The 20,228-nt window shown below is 72.7% G+C and carries 18 protein-coding genes and 1 pseudogene; 6 read left to right on the plus strand and 13 right to left on the minus strand.

Annotated features, from left to right (window positions below; genetic code table 11):
* Positions 1–200: 200 nt before the first annotated feature.
* The 4 genes from ACIO5D_RS09700 to ACIO5D_RS09715 form a co-directional block, all read right to left on the minus strand.
* Positions 201–620 carry a hypothetical protein gene (locus ACIO5D_RS09700; protein WP_400794584.1) on the minus strand — a complete coding sequence of 140 codons (420 nt, stop codon included), beginning with the start codon at positions 618–620 and terminating at the stop codon, positions 201–203.
* 156 nt (positions 621–776) lie between these two features.
* Positions 777–1,553 carry a hypothetical protein gene (locus tag ACIO5D_RS09705; protein ID WP_400794586.1) on the minus strand — a complete coding sequence of 259 codons (777 nt, stop codon included), beginning with the start codon at positions 1,551–1,553 and terminating at the stop codon, positions 777–779.
* 108 nt (positions 1,554–1,661) lie between these two features.
* On the minus strand, positions 1,662–2,201 hold the full coding sequence (locus ACIO5D_RS09710) for a PadR family transcriptional regulator (protein ID WP_363604341.1): 540 nt from the start codon (positions 2,199–2,201) through the stop codon (positions 1,662–1,664).
* Between the two features lie 126 nt (positions 2,202–2,327).
* Positions 2,328–4,385, minus strand: coding sequence for an FAD-dependent oxidoreductase (locus ACIO5D_RS09715; protein WP_400794588.1), 2,058 nt, complete (start codon positions 4,383–4,385; stop codon positions 2,328–2,330).
* A gap of 207 nt (positions 4,386–4,592) precedes the next feature.
* Here ACIO5D_RS09715 and ACIO5D_RS09720 point away from each other — a divergent pair, with 207 nt between their 5' ends.
* Positions 4,593–5,870: an FAD-dependent monooxygenase gene (locus tag ACIO5D_RS09720; RefSeq protein WP_400794590.1), complete on the plus strand. Its 1,278-nt coding sequence runs from the start codon at positions 4,593–4,595 to the stop codon at positions 5,868–5,870.
* Here ACIO5D_RS09720 and ACIO5D_RS09725 read toward each other — a convergent pair.
* Entirely contained in the window at positions 5,852–6,427 is a 576-nt protein-coding gene (locus ACIO5D_RS09725; protein ID WP_363604335.1) for a TerD family protein, read from the minus strand. The two genes, ACIO5D_RS09720 and ACIO5D_RS09725, sit on opposite strands and share 19 nt — an antisense overlap.
* A 214-nt stretch (positions 6,428–6,641) precedes the next feature.
* On the opposite strand from ACIO5D_RS09725, the gene ACIO5D_RS09730 reads away from it, so the two are divergent.
* Positions 6,642–6,935 carry a hypothetical protein gene (locus ACIO5D_RS09730; protein WP_363604334.1) on the plus strand — a complete coding sequence of 98 codons (294 nt, stop codon included), beginning with the start codon at positions 6,642–6,644 and terminating at the stop codon, positions 6,933–6,935.
* Between the two features lie 8 nt (positions 6,936–6,943).
* Here ACIO5D_RS09730 and ACIO5D_RS09735 read toward each other — a convergent pair whose 3' ends face one another.
* Positions 6,944–8,554 carry a glycerol-3-phosphate dehydrogenase/oxidase gene (locus ACIO5D_RS09735; RefSeq protein ID WP_400794592.1) on the minus strand — a complete coding sequence of 537 codons (1,611 nt, stop codon included), beginning with the start codon at positions 8,552–8,554 and terminating at the stop codon, positions 6,944–6,946.
* The gene (locus ACIO5D_RS09740) at positions 8,551–9,150 is read right to left on the minus strand and encodes a TetR/AcrR family transcriptional regulator (RefSeq protein WP_400794594.1); all 600 of its coding nucleotides are present in this window, start codon (positions 9,148–9,150) and stop codon (positions 8,551–8,553) included. Before ACIO5D_RS09740 ends, ACIO5D_RS09735 begins: the two co-directional genes overlap by 4 nt.
* A 20-nt stretch (positions 9,151–9,170) precedes the next feature.
* Between ACIO5D_RS09740 and ACIO5D_RS09745 the strand changes: the two genes are divergently transcribed.
* Together ACIO5D_RS09745 and ACIO5D_RS09750 are read left to right on the plus strand one after the other, a co-directional pair.
* On the plus strand, positions 9,171–10,793 hold the full coding sequence (locus ACIO5D_RS09745) for an FAD-binding oxidoreductase (RefSeq protein WP_400794596.1): 1,623 nt from the start codon (positions 9,171–9,173) through the stop codon (positions 10,791–10,793).
* Entirely contained in the window at positions 10,790–11,797 is a 1,008-nt protein-coding gene (locus ACIO5D_RS09750; protein WP_400794598.1) for a diacylglycerol kinase, read from the plus strand. Before ACIO5D_RS09745 ends, ACIO5D_RS09750 begins: the two co-directional genes overlap by 4 nt.
* Here the strand turns inward: ACIO5D_RS09750 and ACIO5D_RS09755 are convergent.
* From ACIO5D_RS09755 to ACIO5D_RS09770, 4 genes are all read right to left on the minus strand, one after another.
* Entirely contained in the window at positions 11,772–12,509 is a 738-nt protein-coding gene (locus tag ACIO5D_RS09755; RefSeq protein ID WP_400794600.1) for a pyridoxamine 5'-phosphate oxidase family protein, read from the minus strand. The two genes, ACIO5D_RS09750 and ACIO5D_RS09755, sit on opposite strands and share 26 nt — an antisense overlap.
* Before the next feature lie 110 nt (positions 12,510–12,619).
* A complete protein-coding gene (locus tag ACIO5D_RS09760) occupies positions 12,620–12,952 on the minus strand; it encodes a hypothetical protein (RefSeq protein WP_400794602.1) in 333 nt (110 codons plus the stop codon).
* Positions 12,859–13,176 carry a hypothetical protein gene (locus ACIO5D_RS09765; RefSeq protein WP_400794604.1) on the minus strand — a complete coding sequence of 106 codons (318 nt, stop codon included), beginning with the start codon at positions 13,174–13,176 and terminating at the stop codon, positions 12,859–12,861. The genes ACIO5D_RS09760 and ACIO5D_RS09765 overlap by 94 nt, the downstream gene beginning before the upstream one ends.
* Before the next feature lie 38 nt (positions 13,177–13,214).
* On the minus strand, positions 13,215–14,441 hold the full coding sequence (locus tag ACIO5D_RS09770; RefSeq protein ID WP_400794694.1) for an RNA-guided endonuclease InsQ/TnpB family protein: 1,227 nt from the start codon (positions 14,439–14,441) through the stop codon (positions 13,215–13,217).
* Positions 14,442–14,518: 77 nt separating this feature from the next.
* Between ACIO5D_RS09770 and tnpA the strand changes: the two are divergent.
* Both tnpA and ACIO5D_RS09780 read left to right on the plus strand, forming a co-directional pair.
* Positions 14,519–14,843, plus strand: a pseudogene (gene tnpA / locus ACIO5D_RS09775) (IS200/IS605 family transposase).
* A gap of 272 nt (positions 14,844–15,115) precedes the next feature.
* Complete coding sequence (locus ACIO5D_RS09780; protein ID WP_400794606.1) at positions 15,116–15,652, plus strand: GNAT family N-acetyltransferase; 537 nt, start codon at positions 15,116–15,118, stop codon at positions 15,650–15,652.
* Here ACIO5D_RS09780 and ACIO5D_RS09785 read toward each other — a convergent pair.
* Both ACIO5D_RS09785 and ACIO5D_RS09790 read right to left on the minus strand, forming a co-directional pair.
* Positions 15,649–15,786, minus strand: coding sequence for a hypothetical protein (locus ACIO5D_RS09785; protein WP_400650127.1), 138 nt, complete (start codon positions 15,784–15,786; stop codon positions 15,649–15,651). The two genes, ACIO5D_RS09780 and ACIO5D_RS09785, sit on opposite strands and share 4 nt — an antisense overlap.
* Before the next feature lie 182 nt (positions 15,787–15,968).
* Entirely contained in the window at positions 15,969–19,898 is a 3,930-nt protein-coding gene (locus ACIO5D_RS09790) for a hypothetical protein (RefSeq protein WP_400650130.1), read from the minus strand.
* Positions 19,899–20,228: the final 330 nt, after the last annotated feature.

Consider the following 20,228-nt stretch of genomic DNA (forward strand, 5'->3'; position numbering starts at 1 on the left):
GGGCCGTCCCGCCGAGGTCTCCGGAGCGGCTGGGGCGGTCGTCGCGCCTTCGGCGCCGCCATGCGAACCGCTGCACGCACTTGCCCCGATCAACAGGGCAACAAGGCCGGCACGGACGGCATACCGAACTGTCGATGCGTCATTCATCAGACTTTCCCCCCTATCGGCGGCCATGGTCGGCTTCGCCGGGCGTCTTCCGGTCACTCGTGAGCCGACCTGACGGTCCGGTCGTCGGTGGAGGTGCCGAGGGCGCCGTCCGCGAGTTCGATGGTGGCCGCGCCGGTGCCGCCGGGGCTGACGATCGAGACGGTCGCGCTCGCGGTCGGGGTGGGCAGCTGCCAGCCGTTCCCCGCCAGGCGGGCGGCCTCCGCCCGCAGTGCGTCGGCGACGGAGTCGAACGTCGGCAGCACGAGCGAGGACGTCCCGAACTCCCCGAAGCCGCCCGGGTGGGCGGTGCCGACGAGGCCGATCTCGACCCGGCCGCCGAGGACGGAATCGCGGTCCGCCGACAAGCCCTCGGACAGGGCGCCGAACGGGGCCGCCACCGTCGCCACGATCCCCGCCACGCCGGCCGCGACGGCGAACGCCCAACCCGCCGCCCGGCTTCTCGCAGAACTCATGACGCGTCTCCCGGCAAGCTGTCCTGGCGCACGAGGGCGACCGGTCTCTGAGATCTGGACGCGGCAGCCGGCCGAACGGTTCCATCACCGGGGGCACCCGCACCGGCCGTCGGGGCGGCGGGCCGAGGAGGGCCGGGCGGGCGGCGGCCGTCGCGCTCAGCCGCTGAAGACCACCGTCGTGGCGGCCGGGGAGGCGGCGCCGCCGGCCGGGGTGCCCAGGGTGCGTTCGGCCTTGGCGACGGCGGCGCGGTAGTAGAGGGAGGCGAGTTGGGGGGAGTCGCTGTCGCGTTGGAAGAAGCCGTAGAAGAGGCCGACGGAACCGAAGCGCTCGATGCCGAGACAGCCGTTGAGCCGCACGCCGGAGAGGGTGCCGTCGAGGCGGACGGCGGGCGTGCCCGGGCGGTCGCCGAGGACGAGGGGGGTGACGGTGAAGGTCACGGCCTGGTCGGTGCCGGCTCCGAAGGTCAGGCTGTGGCAGTTGGTGAACGCGTCGGTGGCGGCGGCGAGATCGGCGGTGAGCCCGGCGGGATCCTCGGCGGTGAGGGCCTCGGTCACCATCGGGTTCGAGCCGGGACCGTCCAACTCGGTCTCCTGGTGGACGGCTTGGGGCGAAAGCCGGGTGTTGTGCCGGTTCAGCAGGGCGGTCAGCCCGGTGCAGCCGCTGGCCGGGGCCGGGGCACTGCCCGGCGAGGGGCTCGCCGCGGCCGGCGCTTCGGTGAAGTCCGGGCCCAGTTCGGCGGCGGTGAGCAGCGCGGCCTTCAACTGGTCCGCGGTGGGCAGACCGTCGGCCGGGGCGGCGGCAGGGGGCCGGAGCGGGCCGGCCGCCGGGCCCGGCCGGACGGCGGCCCCGGCGGCGATGTCGGCGGTGCCCAGGGTGACCACCGTGGCGACGGCCGCGGCGGCGAGGGCGGGGAGAGGCCTCGGCTGGGACATGCGCGGTATACGAGACATACGGCCCCCGGTCGAGAGTTCGGGCAGGGACAGGCGTCCAGTCTCCCACCGGGCCCGGTCCGCCGCCCGCCGGGACGGCGGTGCCGCAGGTCAGGGCCGTTCCGGAGGGAGGGTTGCGAGGGTCTCGGTGAGCCATTCCACCCAGAAGGTCTCCAGGCCGATCCCGGCCCGCAGTACGGCGTGCTGGAGCCGGTTCTCGTCCGCGGCCTTCTCGGCCGGGAAGTCCCGCCGCTCGATCTCCTGGTAGTCGGCCAACTGCGCTCGGTGCACCGCGAGATGGCGGGTCAGCTCGGCGTCCAGGCCGGTCGCTCCGACCGCCGCCGCCGCACGCAGACGCAGCAGCAGCGGTTCGCGGACGGCCTTGGGCTCGCCGCCGTCGGCCGTCCAGCGGGCCAGTTCGGCGCGACCGGCGGGCAGCACCTCGTACTCCTTCTTCTGCCCGCGCACCGGGCCGGCCTGCGGGAGGGCCCGGATCAGGCCGGACGTCTCCAGGCGGCCCAGTTCGCGGTAGATCTGCTGGTGGGTGGCGGACCAGAAGAAGCCGATCGACTTGTCGAACCGCCTGGTCAGCTCCAGCCCGGAGGACGGCTTCTCCAGCAGGGCGGTGAGGATGGCGTGCGGCAGGGACATGCGGCCGATCCTAGGACGGGCCGGCCCGGGCCCCCGGCAGGCCCGGGCCTCCGGGAGAGTCAGGGCCTCCCGGAGAGTCCGGCCCCGGGAGGCCCGGCCGTGAGCCGGCTCCGGTCGCGAGCCGGCTCAGATCGCCGCGGCCAGTTCGGTGCCCTGCCGGATGGCCCGCTTGGCGTCCAGTTCGGCGGCCACGTCGGCGCCGCCGATCAGGTGCGGGGTGAGGCCGAGGGCGCGCAGGGCGGCGTCCAGTTCGCGGCGCGGCTCCTGGCCGGTGCAGAGGACGACGGTGTCGACGGGCAGCAGCTTTCGCTCGCCGTCCACGACGAGGTGCAGGCCGGCATCGTCGATCAACTCGTAGGTCACCCCGGCGACCATGGTGACGCCGCGGTGCCTCAGCTCGGTGCGGTGGATCCAGCCGGTGGTCTTGCCGAGGCCTGCGCCGACCTTGGTGGTCTTGCGTTGCAGCAGGTGGACGCTGCGCGGGGGCGTGGGCCGCTCGGGCCGGCGCAGGCCGCCGCGCTCGCGGTACTCGGGGTCGATGCCCCAATTGCGCTGGAATACTGCCGGGTTGAGGCTGGCCCCGTCGCCCTGGTCGGTGAGGTAGGCGGCGACGTCGAAGCCGATCCCGCCCGCGCCGAGGACGGCGACCCGCTCGCCGACGGGCGCGCCGTCCCGCAGCACGTCCAGGTAGCCGAGGACGCTGGGGTGGTCGACTCCGGGGATTTCGGCGGGGGTTCGCGGGGTGACGCCGGTGGCGAGGACGATCTCGTCGAAGCCCTCGGCGGCGAGCCGCTCCGCGTCCACCAGCGCGCCGAGCCGCTGCTCGACGCCCAACTCGGCCAGCCGGGTGCGGTAGTAGCGCAGCGTCTCGTCGAACTCCTCCTTGCCGGGCACGCGCCGGGCGATGTTCAGCTGCCCGCCGATCGTCTCGGCGGCGTCGAAGAGGGTGACGGTGTGGCCGCGTTCGGCGGCCGAGACGGTGAACGCGAGGCCGGCCGGTCCGGCGCCGACGACGCCGATCCGCTTGCGCCGCCTGGTCGGTCCCGGCACGAGTTCGGTCTCGTGGCAGGCGCGCGGGTTGACCAGGCAGGAGGTGATCCGGCCGCTGAAGGTGTGGTCCAGGCAGGCCTGGTTGCAGCCGATGCAGGTGTTGATGGCGGCGGACCGGTCGGCCCGGGCCTTGGCGACGAAGTCGGCGTCGGCGAGCAGCGGCCGGGCCAGCGACACCAGGTCGGCACTGCCCTCGGCGAGCAACCGCTCCGCCAGTTCCGGGGTGTTGATGCGGTTGGTGGCGACCAGCGGCACGTTCACCGAGCCCATCACCTTCTTCGTCACCCAGGCGTACCCGCCGCGCGGCACCGAGGTGGCGATGGTGGGGATCCGGGCCTCGTGCCAGCCGATGCCGGTGTTGATGACGGTCGCGCCGGCGGCCTCGACGGCCTGCGCGAGCCGGACGACCTCGGCCAGGGTGGAGCCGCCGGGGATCAGGTCGAGCATGGAGAGGCGGTAGATCAGGATGAAGTCGGGGCCGACCCGCTCGCGGACCCGGCGGACGATCTCGACCGGGAAGCGCATCCGCCGCTCGTAGGGGCCGCCCCACTCGTCCTCGCGGTGGTTGGTGGCGGCGGCGATGAACTCGTTGATCAGGTAGCCCTCGGAGCCCATGATCTCCACGCCGTCGTACCCGGCGGCCCGGGCGAGGGCGGCGCAGCGGACGAAGTCCTCGATGGTCCGCTCGACCTGTTCGGCGGTGAGCGCGTGCGGCGGGTACGGGCTGATCGGGGCCTGGAGGGCGCTGGGGGCGACCAGGTCCGGGTGGTAGGCGTAGCGGCCGAAGTGCAGGATCTGCAGCGCGATCCGGCCGCCGGCGGCGTGGACGGCGTCGGTGACGACGCGGTGCCGGGCGGCCTCCGCCTCGGTGGTGAGCATGGCGCCGCCCTCCCAGGGGCGGCCGGCCTCGTTGGGGGCGATGCCGCCGGTGACGATCAGGCCGACGCCGCCGCGGGCGCGTTCGGCGTAGAAGGCGGCCATCCGGTCGAAGCCGCCGGGGGCCTCCTCCAGGCCGACGTGCATCGAGCCCATGATCACGCGGTTGGGGAGGGTGGTGAAGCCGAGGTCGAGCGGGCTGAGGAGGTGGGGGTAGGGCGCGGGGGACACCTGGGGCTGCTGGGCGGTGGCGCTCATCGACGTCTCCTGTGCGGCGTGCGGCGGCTCGTTGTTACCACACGGTAGGGGAAGGTCCGACCGCTATGCAACAAGTTGCATAAGACTCCGACACTCGCCCCACCCGCCCCCGCCCGAAATTCGCCAACTGCCCACCAGCCCAGGCCACGGTGTGCGTATTGTCGTATCGAAGTGAAGTCTTCGCAGCTCTTCGGGGAGGGAACGGCCATGCGAGACCGATCGATAGCCGTGGTCGGCGGCAGCATCGCGGGGTGCGCGTTCGCGCGGGCGGCCGCCCGCGGCGGCGCGGATCGCGTGGTGGTGCTGGAGCGCAGCCCCGGCCGGCTGGAGGACCGCGGCGTCGGGCTCTGCGTCCACGACGACCGCTACGCCGAACTGGTCCGCGCCGGCCACCTCGACGACGGCATCCGCCGCCACCGGATCACCACCCGGCACTGGGTGACCCGCGAGGGCCGGGACGGCGGCGCCGACCCGCGCGGGCGGCGGCTCTGGGCGCAGGCGATGCCATTCCACTCCTACCACTGGGGCGTGCTCTGGCAGGCGCTGCGCGAGCGCACTCCCGACACCGTGGCCTTCCGGCTGGACGCGACGGTCACGGGCGTGGGCGGCGACGACGAACACGCCTGGGTGGCGGGCCCGGACAACGAACGGGAGCGGCACGACCTGGTGATCGGCGCCGACGGCTACCGGTCGGTGGTCCGCGAGGCCGTCTGCCCCGAGGCGAGCCCCGACTACGCCGGCTACGTCTGCTGGCGCGGCAGCTTCGGCTCCGAACTGCTGGAGGAGCTGCCGGGCGGCCCGGCGCTCTGGCCGGAGAACGAGGTCATCACCGTCTGCTACCGCGGCGGCCAGGTGGTGCTCTACCGCATCCCGGGCCTGACGCCCGGCTCCACCCAGGTCAACTGGGTGTTCTACGCCCCCACGCCGCACTGGCTCCCGCTGGACGGCCCGACCAGCATCCCGGCCGGCACGCTCACCCCGGCACGGCTCGACGAGCTGGCGCAGCTCGCCGAGCGGCACCTGCCGGCCTACTGGGCCGGGGTGATCGGCCTGACCCCGCGCGAACGGACCTTCCTCCAGCCGATCTACGACCTGGCGACCCCGCGCCGCACCGCCGGCCGGCTGCTGCTGGCCGGGGACGCGGCCACCGTGGTCCGCCCGCACAACACCAGCGGCGCGGTCAAGGCCGTCCAGGACGCCTGCGCCTTCGAGGACGCCTGGCGGGCGGCGGACGGCTGGACCGGCCTGCTCTCCACGTACGACCGCGAACGCGGAGCCGCCGGGCGGGAGTTGGTGGAGATCGGCCGCCGCCTCGGGCAGGCGCAGGTCACCGCGGCGCCGGACTGGGCGACCATGGACGAGGCCGCGATGACCGCATGGTGGCGGCACCAGCTCGCCGGCACCGGCGGGTTCGGCGGCCACGCGCTCGGGCAGCCGCCGAAACCCCGTCAGAATGCCTCAGCAGCTCAGACGTTGACGCCGTAGTCGGTCGCGATGCCCCGCAGGCCGGACGCGTAGCCCTGGCCGATGGCGCGGAACTTCCACTCGGTGCCGTTGCGGTACAGCTCGCCGAAGACCATCGCGGTCTCGGTCGAGGCGTCCTCGGTCAGGTCGTAACGGGCGATCTCCTGCCCGTTGGCCTGGTTGACCACGCGGATGAACGCGTTGCGGACCTGGCCGAAGCTCTGCAGCCGCGCGTCGGCGTCGTAGATCGACACCGGGAAGACCACCTTGGCCACGTCCGCCGGGACGGTGGCCAGGTTGACCTTGATCTGCTCGTCGTCGCCGTCGCCGCCACCGGTCAGGTTGTCGCCGCTGTGCTCGACCGAGCCGTCGGGGCTGCGCAGGTTGTTGAAGAAGACGAAGTGCTGGTCCGAGACCACCTTGCCGAGCGCGCTGCAGAGCAACGCGCTCGCGTCCAGGTCGTAGTCGGCCCCGGTCGTGGTGCGCACGTCCCAGCCGAGACCGATGATGACGGCGGTCAGGCCCGGCGCCTCCTTGCTCAGCGAGACGTTGCCACCCTTGGCCAGCGAAACTCCCACGATGCCCTCCTCGGTTGCTCTCCCTTTCGATGAATCTACAACACTGTAGAGATCACGAGAATCCACCCGCAGACGGTGGCGTCCGCCGGCCACCCCGCGCTCACTCACTCCCCCGCCCCCTCACCCGTCCTCCCGCCCGGCCCCGCGGCGGCGGCCGACCTACACTGACCGTGCGGGCGGTACGCCCGTCCAGGCCCCCGCGCGGGAGGTCCCCATGCGCCAGCGGCACAGCTTCCACCTCGACCAGGCCGGCCACTCCGTCACCGTGAACGTCCGCTCCGGGTGGATCACCGAGACGGAAGTCCTGGTGGACGGCAAGGAGTGCGCCTTCCACCGCGTCCACGGGCACGGCGTCTATCCGCTCACGCTGGCCGCCCAGCTGGCGGAGGAGCCGCCGCTGCCGCTCTCGGTGCGCCTGGAGCGCACGGGTGTGGCCGGGCATCCGCTGGCCTGCGTCCTGGAACTGGGCGGGACGGTGCGGCCGATGGCCGAGCACGTGGAGCGCTGACGGCGCCGTCAACCCGCCTGACGGTCCGTCAGAATCTCCTCGACGGCCGGGCGGGCGCGCTCGGCGTCCTCGGCGACCAGACCGATCCTGGTCCGGCGGTCGAGCACGTCGGAGACGTCCAGCGCGCCCTCGTGCGTCACGGCGTACGCGATCTCCGCGCGGGTGACGTCGATGCCCTCGGCGATCGGGGCACACGCGGCACCCGGCCGCGCCTCGGCGACCGCCAGGACGGACCGGGCCTCGCCGCCGTACCGGGCGAGCAGCGAGGCGGGCGCGCCGCCCACCGGCAGCGGGTGGCCGTCCCGGTGCCCGGGGGCGCCGACCAGCGGCAGCCGGGCCGTCCAGCAGGCGCGGGCGGACAGCCCGCGCAGCCGGACGGCGGTGTCCACGGTGTCCTCGGCCATCCGCCGGTAGGTGGTGAGCTTGCCGCCGACCACGGTGATCACGCCGGACGGGGACTCCAGCACCGCGTGCTCCCGCGAGAGGTCGGCGGTGCCACCGCCGCCGGTGTCCAGCAGCGGCCGCAGTCCGGCGTAGGCGCCGCGTACGTCCGCCCTGGTCAGCGCGGTGTGCAGGGCCGCGTTGACGGTGTCCAGGAGGAAGCCGGTCTCGGCGTCGGTCGGCACCGGCTCGTCCGGGATCGGCCCGGGCGCGTCCTCGTCGGTCAGCCCGACCGCCACCCGGCCGAGCTGCTGCGGCAGCGCGAAGACGAACCGGCTGGTGGAGCCGGGGACGGGCACGGTGAGTGCGGCGGTCGGGTGGCCGAGGGCCTCGGCGTCGAACAGCAGATGGGTGCCCCGGCTGGGCCGCAGCCGGATCGACGGGTCCACCTCGCCCGCCCAGACGCCGGTGGCGTTGACGACGGCACCGGCGGTGACGGTGAACGACTGCCCGGTGAGCGCGTCGGTGAGCCGGGCCGAGGTGCCGGTGACGGCGCCCGCCCGCACCCGGGTGAGCACGGTGGCGCCGTACTGCGCGGCGGTCCGGGCCAGCGCCACCACCAGCCGGGCGTCGTCGATCAGTTGGCCGTCGTGCGCGACCAGGGCGCCGGCCAGGCCCACCGCTCTGAGGCCGGGCACCAGCCGGCGCGCCCGGTCCGCGTCGACGCGGCGCACCCGGGGCAGCAACGTGCCCGGCGTACCGGCACCGAGGCGCAGCGCGTCCCCGGCGAGGAAGCCGGCCCGCACCAGCGCGGCCTGCCCGGGGCGCATCAACCCCGGGAGCAACGGCACCAGTTGGGGCAGCGGGCGGACGAGGTGCGGGGCGGTGCGGGTCATCAGGACGCCGCGTTCGGCGGCGCTCTCCCGGGCCACGCCGATCCGGCCGGAGGCGAGGTAGCGCAGGCCGCCGTGGACCAGCTTGGAGCTCCACCGGCTGGTGCCGAAGGCGAGGTCGCGCGCCTCGACGAGGACGGTGCGCAGCCCGCGCGCGGCGGCGTCCAGGGCGACCCCGGCGCCGGTCACGCCGCCGCCGATGACCAGCAGGTCGACGGCCGGGCGCCCGGCGAGCGCTTCGAGCTCCACCGTGCGGCGGCGGGCGTTGAGCCGGGTCGTACCCGCGAAGGGCCCGGCGGTCGAGCCGGCGTAACGCTGGGCGGGCGGCCGGGCGTTCGGCGTCATGGCGCGAGGTATCCGTTCAGTGCTCTGGCCAGTTCGCGCCGCCACGCCGCCTCGGGCAGCAACTGGGCGACCATGCGGTGCGACTGGACGGTGGACTGGGCGATCAGCAGCACCATGGCGGCCAGTTCGACGGGCTCGCCGGCCCGGATCGACCCGTGCGCCTGCCCCTGCTCGATACCGGTGCGGAGCGCTTCGAGCAGGCCGCGCTGGCTGGTGCCGAGCCGTTCGACGACGTACTCGAAGAGCGTGTCCGAGTCGGCCGAGCGCAGCAGCGCGCCGAGCACCGGGTGGTCGCGCAGCCGGACGGCGACCTCGACGACCCCGTCGACGAAGGCCGCGCGGTCCTCCCCGGTGAGCGCCACGGTGGCCTGGGTGGCGCGGATCTCGCGGGTGAGCAGCGCTCCGATGACGGCGCGGACGTCCGGCCAGCGCCGGTAGACGGTCGGCCGGCTGACCCCGGCCCGGCGGGCGATCTCGGCCAACTGCGTTCGGCGCACGCCGAGATGGACGATCAGGTCGGCGGCGGCGTCGAGGATCGCGTCGTCGGTGCTGCGGGCTTCGGACACCCCTGGCTGCTCAGCGTTACTACTTGACATGATGTGTGAAACTGTAACGCATGGCATCTGAGACGCAAGCGGGACCGGCCGGCGCCGCGCTTCCGCTCCCCCCGATGAAGTGGGACGCCTGGGGCGATCCGGCCCTCGCCAGGGAACTGCCCGCCGACATCAAGGCCCTGCTGGCCGCCGCCCTCGGCGTGACCGGCGACGCGGGCCCCGGGCCCACCGCCGCCGAGGTCGTGCTGCGCCCCTCGCTGCTGGCGGAGGCGGACCTGAAGGCGCTCGCCGCCGTCGTCGGCGAGGCGCACCTCAGCGCCGCCGACGCCGACCGGCTCCCCCGGGCCGGCGGCAAGTCCACCCCCGACCTGCTGCGCCGCCGCAGCCGCGCCCCGCAGGACGCGCCCGACGCCGTCGTGCTGCCCGGGAGCGAGGACGAGATCGCGGCCGTCCTCGCGCTCTGCGCCGAACGCCGCATCGCCGTGGTGCCGTTCGGCGGCGGGACGAGCGTGGTCGGCGGCCTCGACCCCGAGCGCGGGGGCTTCACCGCCGTCGTCTCGCTCGACCTGCGCCGCTTCGACCGGCTGCTCGACCTGGACGCGATCTCCGGCGAGGCCGTCCTCGGCGCCGGTCTCACCGGTCCGGCGGCAGAGGCGCTGCTGGCCGAGCGCGGCTTCGAACTCGGCCACTACCCGCAGAGTTTCCGCTTCGCCACCATCGGCGGCTTCGCGGCCACCCGCTCCTCCGGCCAGGACTCCGCCGGGTACGGGCGCTTCGACGAGATGGTGCGCGGCCTGCGCGTCGTCACCCCGGCCGGGGTCCTGGACCTCGGCCGCGCCCCCGCCTCGGCGGCCGGCCCTGACCTGCGCGAGCTGTTCCTCGGCTCGGAGGGCACCCTCGGCGTGATCACCGCCGTCCGGGTGCGGGTGCACCCCGTCCCGGCCGTGAAGGCCTACGAGGCCTGGAACTTCCCGGACTTCACGACCGGCGCGGACGCGCTGCGCGCGGTCGAGCAGCGGGGCACCGGCCCGACCGTGATCCGGCTCTCCGACGAGGCCGAGACGGCGGTCAACCTGGCGATGACCGAGCAGATCGGCGGGGAACCGGCCGTGAGCGGCTGCCTGGCGGTGACGGTCTTCGAGGGCGACGCCGAGCAGGTCACCGCCCGCCACCGGCTCACCCGGGCCGTCCTGCTGGCCGCCGGCGGCACCTCGCTCGGCGAGGCACCGGCCAGGGCGTGGGAGCACGGCCGCTTCAACGCGCCCTATCTGCGCGACTCGCTGCTCGGCGCGGGCGCCCTCTGCGAGACCCTGGAGACCGCCACCGACTGGCGCCGCCTGCCCGCCCTCCGGGTCGCGGTGACGTCGGCGCTGACCACCGCGCTCCCCGGCTCCCTCGTGCTCTGCCACATCTCGCACGTCTACCCGACCGGCGCCTCGCTCTACTTCACCGTGGTCGCGGCGCAGGGCCCGGACCCGCTCGCCCAGTGGGCCGCCGCCAAGCGCGCCACCGGGGACGCCGTCGCGGCGGCCGGCGCCACCATCACCCACCACCATGCCGTCGGCGCCGACCACCGGCCCTGGATGGCCGACGAGATCGGCGAGTTGGGCGTCCGGATCCTGCACGCGGTCAAGGCCGCCGTCGACCCGGTGGGCATCCTCAACCCCGGCAAGCTGATCCCATGACCGGGCCGGGGGGTCCCGTCAAGGAGCCGGATCACGCCGACGGCCCCGGACGGATCGGCCGGGTGGCCGTGCTCACCAACCCGGCGGCGGGCGCCGGTCACGCCGAACCCGCCGCCCGCCGCGCCACCGCCCGGCTGCGCGCGCTCGGCGTCGACACGGCCTCCCTGGCGGGCGGTTCGGCGGACGACACCCGCCGTCTCGCCCGGCAGGCCGTGGCGGACGGCTACGACGCGGTGGTGGTGGTCGGCGGCGACGGCATGGTCAACCTCGCCCTCCAGGCGGTGGCCGGCACCGCCGTCCCGCTCGGCATCGTCCCGGCGGGCACCGGCAACGACCACGCCCGCGAGTACGGTCTCCCGCGCCGCTCCCCCGAGGCCGCCGCCGAGGTGATAGCCGGCGGGCACACCACGGCCGTGGACCTCGGCCGGATCACCGGCGCCGACGGGGCGTCCCGGTGGTTCGGCTCCGTCCTCGCCACCGGGTTCGACTCGCTGGTCAGCGACCGCGCCAACCGGCTGCGACGGCCGCGCGGCCGGATGCGCTACAACCTCGCCATCCTCGCCGAGTTCGCCAACCTGCGCCCGCTGCCGTTCCGCCTCACCCTCGCCGACGGCACCGTCATCGAACGCGATCTCACCCTGGCCGCCATCGGCAACACCCGCAGCTACGGCGGCGGCATGATCATCTGCCCGGCCGCCGACCACACCGACGGCCTCCTCGACCTCACCCTGGTCGCGGCCATGCCCCGGCTGCGGATCGCCCGCTTCTTCCCCAGCATCTTCAAGGGCACCCACGTCCACCACCCGGAGGTCACCACCCACCGCACCGCATCGGTACGCGTCGAGTCCCCCGGCATCACCGCCTACGCCGACGGCGAGTTCATCGCCCCGCTCCCGATCGACGTCACCGTCACCCGGGGCGCCCTGCACGTCCTGACGCCCCGTCCGGCCGCGCCACCGACGATGCCGCGCCCGGGCGTCACCCCTTCCGGGAGTATTTCGTGAGGTAGTCGGGGGTCTTGATGCCGGATTTGAGATTGCTCGCCGGGCTCGGGGGTCCGTAGACCTCCGTAATCGGGAGCGTCCCGGCCCAGTAGTCGCTGTCCACATCCACCTTCTCTTCGCTCTTCGGCCCGCCGGTACGGGCTTTGAACGTGGCCTCGGCCGGAGCGTCCAGGCCGATGCGCAGGACCATGGTCCCGGGGTGCGTCGCTCCCGAATCCCCGTGAATCTCAAGCGTGCTGGGCTGCCGGGTGTCGGCCCAGCGGCCCGGGACGATGTGTTCGACGAGCGTCTCCAGCGTGCCGAAGTCGTCCTTCTCCTCGATCGCGTACGCGGTGCTCTTCACCACCACCGATCGGTAGCCGACGGAGCTGTGGTACGCCGAGCGTCCGAGGATCAGACTGTCCAGCAGGGTGACCGTCAGGCAGACGGGCACCCCCAGCCCCTTGCTGTTGCCGACCAGGACGTGCAGTCGGGAAGGGTCGGGGTGCTGGGGCTGGTCCGGCGCGCCGTGCACGTACAGCGTTCCGAGTGCGTCGCCACCACCGTCCTTGTACCCGTACACCATCGGCACCGCCAGGGGGCGATGGGGCGTCGACGTGGTGTCGATGTACGCGACGTGGCAGACGAAGCCCTCCTTGAGAACCTTCCTGATGGACTCCTCGTCCTTCAAAGGGGGCGTGTAGGTGGCCGGATTGGTGGCGGATCGCTCCATGTCATCTCCTGTTTGGTGGCTGCTCGTTGCTCCGCGGGCGTCGGCCGGATTCCGGTCCGGCCGACGCCCGACGTCCCCGTGCCGCCGGTCCGCGGCTCGGGGCCGTACCGCTACTGCATGCCGCGTCCGGTGATGTGGACCAGCCCGATCGGGACGGCCCCTTCGGCGAGTTGGGCGATGGGCCGCGGGGTGGTGGGCTTCAGCGCCGGCGGCTTGGTCAGCACCGGGTCCTTGCGGAGGTCCGCCACGAGCTCGTCGATCTGCTTCTTGCTGGCGCCCGGCAGCGCGAAGGCGTGTGCGTAGGGGCGGTCGATCTGGCCGCCGCTCTTCTGGTCCGGGTACTTCACGGTCAGCGTGGAGAGCGACCACTTGGCCACCGTCTCGTCGCTGGGCCGGCGGAAGCGGACGGCGAGGGTGCCCTTGGTGCGCGCGGTCCACAGCACCAGGCCCCCTCCTTCTCCAGCGTCCTGAGCTGCTGCTCCAGGTAGTCCGTGAGCTCCTGGGCCTCCTTGATCCGCTTGACCTGGTCCTTGTACGAGTGGCGGGCCAGGTGGTCCCAGAGCACCAGCGGCGAGAAGCCGTTGCGCGACCCGGCGAAGGTGGTGTCCGGGGAGCCGATGTGCTGGGTCTGGCTCGGGGGCTTCATCTGGTACTTGACCTTGGTCATTTGAAGTGCTCTCCCGGCTGGAGCCGGGAGATTCCTGCTTACCTTGCGATAGCGGGCTTGACGCGCTTCGCGCGCCTGACGACTGCCCTTCCGGCAGCCGGGATGAGCACGAGGCCCATCCGATACAGGTGCAGGACGTTCCGGGCCGCGTTGTGATCGGCGTTGCCCGACCAGCCGCAGTCGTCTCTCTTGCACGCGAACACGGCCTGGGACTCCCGGCTGCCGGGCGTGGTGAAGCCGCACGCGGAGCAGCGTTGGGAGGTGCCGGGGGCGGGGACCTTGTGCAGGGTGCCGCCGAGCTGGGCGGTCTTGTACGTCAGCATGGTCACTGTGCGGCCCCATGCCTGCCCGTTGATGGATCGGTTCAGCCCGGACTTTTGGGCGACGTTCTTCCCCGGTTCCGTGGTGGTTCCCTTGGCGGACTTGATCATGTTCGTGATGGTGAGTGCTTCGACTACGACGGTGCCGTATGTGCGGGCGATGGCGGTGGTCGTCTGGTGCTGCCAGTCCAGGGTCCGGCGCTTGGCTTTCGCGCGGAGTCCTGCGATCTGGTCGTAGGTGCGGTGCAGTCGACGGCTGGTGCGCTCGCCGGGCTTGCGGTGGCGTTTGCGCCGCGCGGCGCGCTGTTCCAGATGCAGGAGCCTGGCCTTCTCCTTACCGGTCAGCCATTCGCGGTGCTTGTACGTTTCGCCGTTCGAGAGGGTTATGGGCACGGTGATGCCCATGTCGATGCCGATGTCCGGTCCCTGGTGGGGCTCGGACCTGCTCTGGAGGGTGTGGACGCGGAAGGCGATGTGCCAGCCAAGGATGTCCTTGATCAGCCGGGCCCCGGTGATCCGGTTGTTCACGCCTGCGTGCTTGCCCACGGGCAGGTCCTTGGTCCACCGGAAGCGGACCCGGCCCACCTTGGGGATGTTGACCATGCCCCAGCGTCGGTGCACGCGGGTGATGTTCAGGTCCCGGCCCTGCGGGATGTCCACGGACATCACCGTACGGAGCCGGCCCTTGAAGTTCGGGGCGTCGGCGCGGCCGTCCCAGCAGTTCTTCCACGCCTGGAAGTACGTCCTGAGTACCGCTTGCGCGGCCTGCGCGGGCAGGACAGCCAGGAAGCCGATGTCCTCACGGGCCTGGCGGATCGCGGCGTCCGCGTTCGCGAGAGTCCGCATCTCCCCCGGCATCATCCGCCACCAGGCGTGCAGCAGGTTCCACATGGTGCGGGCCGCGTGCGCCTGATCGTCGGCCTTCAGCACCCCGGCAGGCGACAGCGCAAGCCGGGCACGATGCCCGAACCGCCGCTTGACCGGTGTGTCCTGACTCACAACCGAGAGCCTAGCGCTGGTCTGTGTCACCACGCTGGAACCCTGATCCCGATGTCAGAACCGGTCGCCATGTTGTCTGCAACCTGCACGTTCACTTGGTTTTTTGTCACTGAGTACAGGCGGAAGGCGTTCACCGACGCCATGCCGACCCGCACCGAAGAGATCACGCGGGAGGTCCGCACCGGCTTCGGGGCCGAGCTGAAGCAGTTCAACGCAGAGCAGGACCACGTACACCTGCTCGTGCACCACCCGCCCGAAGTCCAGCTCTCCAAGCCGGACGGATCGTGCGGCGGGGCACCCCTGACCCTCGTCAAGCAGTACATCGAGAACCAGCAGTGCCCCGCCTGACCGTCACCACGGAGGCGCAGAGCCCTCCGGCGCCTCGCACCTCCGGTCCAAGGACGGCCTCCACCCCAACCCCGAACCACCGCCGCCGGGGCCGGTGATGGCGGCGCACACCGGCCCCGGCGGCCAGTCACGCGAACGGCCGAGCGATCACGCGAATGGCCGACCGCCACGCGGCGCCCCGACCGACCACCCACGCCGGCTTCCGGCGCCGGGGCGGGGACGAGCGCCGAAAACCGGTTGTGCGGCCAGGTGGCTTCCGATAGCAATACCGGGTGATCACAAGTGAAAAGATCGGGCTGCGGGCCCGACACGAGGACGACGTGGCAGTACTCCACGCCGAGCTGTACAACGACGTGGCGACCCGCTCGCGCGCCGACTCCCGCCCTTGGCGGCCCATCCCACCGCTCCCCGAACACTCCCCGTACGCCGTCAGCGAGCCGTCCGACGACGTCGCCTTCTTCTCCGTGCAGGAGCTGGCCACCGGGGACCTCGCGGGCGAGGCGCTGCTCTGGGGCATCGACGCGCACAACCGGACGGCCCACCTGGGCATTTCGCTGCGCCCGTCGTTCCGTGGGCGCGGGCTCGGCGGCGACGTGGTCCGGGCGCTCTGCGAGTACGGCTTCGCCGTCCGCGGGCTGCAGCGGCTGCAGTTGGAGACGCTGGCGGACAACGCCCCGATGATCAGCGCCGCGACGAAGGCCGGCTTCACCCTGGAGGGCACGCTGCGCCGCAACGCCTGGGTCTACGGCACCTTCGCCGACGAGGTGATCCTCGGCCTGCTCGCCGAGGAGTGGGGCGGTCGCCCTTAGGTGCCGAGCAGTTCGCCGCTCTCCCGGTACTCGGCGTTGAACGCCTCCTGCTCGGCGATCGTCTCCGGGCCCGCCTCGGCGGGGAAAGCCTCCCACGTGACCTGGTTGCCGTAGACCGTCGCGAGGTACTTCATCCCGGGCGTTCCTTCCACCCCGCGCGCCCCGTCGGCGCGCTGTGGTCGGATCCCACGACGGGCCCTCGACATCGGCCGAAGGGGAGTTCCCCGGAAAACAGCGCTGCCGCGCCGTCCGGGGCATCCGGACGACGCGGCAGGCTTCCACCACCGGATCAGCAGACCCGGTGGGCTCAGCGGGCTCAGGCCGAGAAGTAGCCGATCAGGTCGGCGACCACATGAGTGCTGCCCCACTGGTTGGTGAACGACACCCGCCCGTCCACCACCGGAACCATCACCAGCGCGGAAACGACGTCGCCCGGCCGGTAGTTGATGTTCGAGGCATCCGGACGGCCCGTCCCGTGCGGGTAGACCGTCAGGAAGCTGGTGTTGGTGGGCCACACGACCGTGACGTTCATCAGCACCTCGGTGACGCCGGTCAAGGGCACGCCCTCGACCCCGGCCACCTTCAGGCTGACCACGTCGCCCGCCCCGCCCAGGGTGCCGATGCGGGCGCCCTCACCGGTACGGGTGTCCATCAGCCGCACGAGGTTGGACGACGAGTAGGTGGCGCCCTTGTCGGAGTAGTACCCGACGACGTCGACGCCGAGGTCGACCTCGCCCCAGGCGTTGTACAGGTCCACCTTCCCGTTCGCGCCCACCGGGACGGTCACCAGGTTGGAGACGTTCTGCCCGGCGGTGAAGTTGACGTTCGACGCGTCGGGCACCCCCTGGCCGTCCGGGTACACGGTGACGTAGCCGGTCCGCGAGGGGTTGACGGCGGTCACGCTCATCACGACCGCCGTCACGCCGCTGGCCGGGACCCCGGCGACCCCGGTCACCTTCAGCGGCACCACGCCGCCCCAGCCGACCCGGCCGGCGGGCGCGCCGACGCCCGAGACGGTGTTCAGGATGCGCGTCGGGTTGATCGGGCTCAGCAGGGAGCCGGCGCCGCCGTCGGTGTAGTACCCGGCGACGTCGACGCCGAGGTCGACCTCGCCCCAGGCGTTGCGCAGGTCCACCTTGCCGTTGGACAGCGGCACGGTCACCAGGTTGGGCACGTTCTGCCCGGCCGCGAAGCTGACGGTCGGCAGGTCGGGCACCGCCTGGCCGCTCGGGTACACCGAGATGGCGCTGTTGCGCGTCGGGTTGACGGCCGTCACGTTCATCACGACCGCGGTCACGCCGCTGGCCGGGATCCCGCCGGCGCCCGCCACCTGCAGCGTCACCACGCCGCCCTGGCGGACCCGGCCGGCCGGCGCGCCGACGCCCGAGACGGTGTTCAGGATGCGCGACGGCGGGACCGGGACGAACTTGCCCTTGGTCGGCGTCTGGGCCGCCGTGACGGTGAACCCGTTGGCGAGGAGCGGCCGGTAGCCATCGGCCTGGATGTCGTAGCTGCCCGGCTCCAGGCCGTTGGTGTCCACCAGGGCGTGCAGCGAGGTGCCGTCGGCGTTGACCGAAAGCGGCTTCATGGCCGGCTGGGTCGAGACGCCGGCGCGCCACAGGTTCAGCTTGCTGCCCAGGGTGAGGCCGCTGCCACGGATCTCCACCTGGACCTGCGTCCCGGCGGCGCCGGTGGCGGGGCTCGCCCCGGCCACGGTCAGGGGCGCGGCCGGGCCGGTGCAGTTGGGGTACTCGCAGGAGCCCTGGATGCTGTACTCGACCGGCGTCGCCGCACCGGACGGGATGATCATCAGGATGGCCTGACCGGCGTCGGCGCTGCTGAGGCTCTGGCAGCGGGCGCCGAACTCACCGTAGTTGTTGGAGCACTGGTAGGTGTAGTCGTCGCCGGTCCACTTGACCGGGCTCAGCAGCCGGATGAACGGCTGCGCGGTACCGGTCGCGCTGCTGATGCCGAAGACCTTGAACGCCTGCGAGGGCTTCATGTCGAGCACCGCGCAGTAGGCGGAGGAGGACTCGGTGAACACCCCGCTCTGCCCCGGGAACCCGGCGATCGACGCCTGGTGCGCGGTGCACTCCGGCGCCCAGCCGCTCGCCGTGCCGACCTTCCAGGTGTCCACGTTGGCGTGGATGGTGGTGCCGTTGTACCCGGCCGCGAGCACGACCATGGTGTACGAGGTCGAGCCGGTGAGCAGGCAGGGGCTCACGCCGCCGGCCCACTGGGTGCAGACGTACTTGCCGTTGGCGTCGATGACCTGCGACTCGACCGCGCCGCCCGTGGGACGCGCCACCAGCCACATCTTGTCCGAGGCGGCGGCGGTGACCCGGACGCACCGGGCGTCCAGCGCCGAGGAGAGGTCCATCGGGAGGGACTGCCCGCCGACGGCGGTCGACCTCGGGGTGAGGCAGTTCGCGGTGGGCGAGATGTCGCGCCGCACCACCTTGTAGCTGTCGCCCCAGGCGTTGTTGACCAGCAGCGCCGTGTACGCCACACCGGCGTTGAAAACGCAGCTGAAGGCCGAGCTGGTGCTGGTGGAGCAGACCACAGTGCCCTGCGGGTCCACGACCTGCAACGAGGCGTTGACCCTGTTCTGGGTGTTGGTGTAGTCGAACTGCTCCATGGTGGAGTGCTGGTTGGCCGGCAGGCCCAGGCAGGCCTGCTTCACGGCCGCGGTGACCGTGAACTCCGCGCCCCAGCTGCCGTCGAAGGGGCTCTGCGGCCAGGCCTGGCAGCCCGCCGTGTTGCCGGTCCGGTGGACCACCAGCTGGTAGGCCTTGCCCGGGGTGCCGGTCAGCACCAAGCGGAACGGCGCGGTACCGGTCAGCTTGCAGACCTGCGACGGGTAGCCGCCGTTGTCGCACTGCCTGGCACCGGCCGCGTCGAAGACGGCGGCGGTGGCGCTCTCGCCGTCCGTGGGCGGCCGGTTGAGCAGGTAGACGCCGTTCCCGGTGGCCGTCGGCAGGGTCAGGCAGTCCGCCTGACCGCGCGCGCCGAAGGTGCCGGCGGCCGGGCCGGAGACCAGGCCGTCGTCCTTGGTGGCGGTGCAGCCCCGGGTCTCGCTGTCCGAGCGGAAGACCATGCCGAACGCGGGGGTGTCGAAGTTACGGGCCTCGAGCGCCCAGGTGTAGTTGCCGGGCGTCAGCTCGCAGCCGACGGCCTTGTAGCAGTCGCCGTACAACCGGGTGCCGTCGGCCGTGTACAGCTCGCCGGCGAGGGTGGAGCCGTCGGCCGTGACCTGGGCGAAGGAGTACTTGCCGGCCGCGGTGACGTGGAGGAGGCGGCAGCGCACCGTCGACGTCAGGTCCGGGGCGGACCCGAACGGCTGGGGCTCGACCGTCAGACAGCCCTCGGCCGGGGAGAGCCGCTCCATGGCCAGGTCGTAGGCCACGGAGTCACCCCCCGTGCGCTGCACCAGGACCCGGAACGGTGCCGTCCCCGTGAGCTTGCAGACGATCTGGTCGCCGAAACGGTGGTCCTTGCACAGCTCGGTGCCGGTGGCGTCGAAGATCTGCTCGTTGGGCAGGCCGGAGACATAGGTCCGCAGCGTGTCGTCGGCAGCGAGGTCCAGCGTGTAGCAGTCACCCGCGGAGCCCTGCGCCAGTGTGTTGTGGAAGTTCTTCCGCGCGCCGAGGTTGCGGTCGGCGGCGGCCACCGTCGTGCAGCTGGGACCGGAGAGCAGCGGGAGATACGACACCGAGACGCCGTTCGACCGGAAGTCGCCGTTGCGGAGCTGCAGCGTGTAGGTGCCCGCTTGGCTGGTGGCGCAGCGCAGCACGCTGGAGAGGCTGTCACAGCTGACCGCGGTGCCGTCCGGCGCGGTCACCTGCGGGTAGACCGTCCAGTAGACCGCGACGGCCTGGATGTAGACCAGGTCCTTGGGCTGCGTCACCGTGAACGCGACGGAGACCGTCCCGTTCGGGTCGATCGCGCAGCTGGAGACCGTGCCCGGGGTCAGGGACGCCGGGCAGGGGCCGGTCGGGTCGGCCTCCTTGAGCTGCTGGACGGCGGCCTCGTGCTCGGCTTTCGGATCCGCCTTGGGCGTGGCCGTCGGACCGGCGGTGGGCGCCGCGCTCGGGTTGGCGCCCGGGTTGGCGCCCGGGCTCTGCTCGGCGGGCGCGCTCGTCGGCGATCCCGCCGGTGCGCTCGCGGACGAGGTGGCCGCGGGCGGGTTCACCGCTGCGGCGGCCGGGTTGATCTGGCCTCCCAATGTGGCCAGAACTGCGAACAACAGGACCCCCGGAGCGGCTATGCCCGCCCGTCTCCTCCTGTGTCGCATGCTTCTGCCTGACGGCAGAATTCTCATGCTTCCCCCATCTCAGGAAATGCCCGACTCCCATGACCATCACGGGAGCTCAGGGCAGCCGGAGTCTAGCGAGCCGCACTCACACCTTGATCACGGACTCCGGCGAAGATGAGAGTGTCATGAGAAACCCTCGTGCGCGATGCGAATATTTCGGGCCATCAGGGGCCTCGGGCTTGGCGCTCAACGCCGGTGGGCTTGGTGCTCCTTGACCGACCCGGCGCGTTTGACCGTCTTTCCGGCGTCGTGCCGTTCGGC

This window comes from Kitasatospora sp. NPDC087315 (genome assembly GCF_044744345.1).
Lineage (GTDB): Bacteria > Actinomycetota > Actinomycetes > Streptomycetales > Streptomycetaceae > Kitasatospora.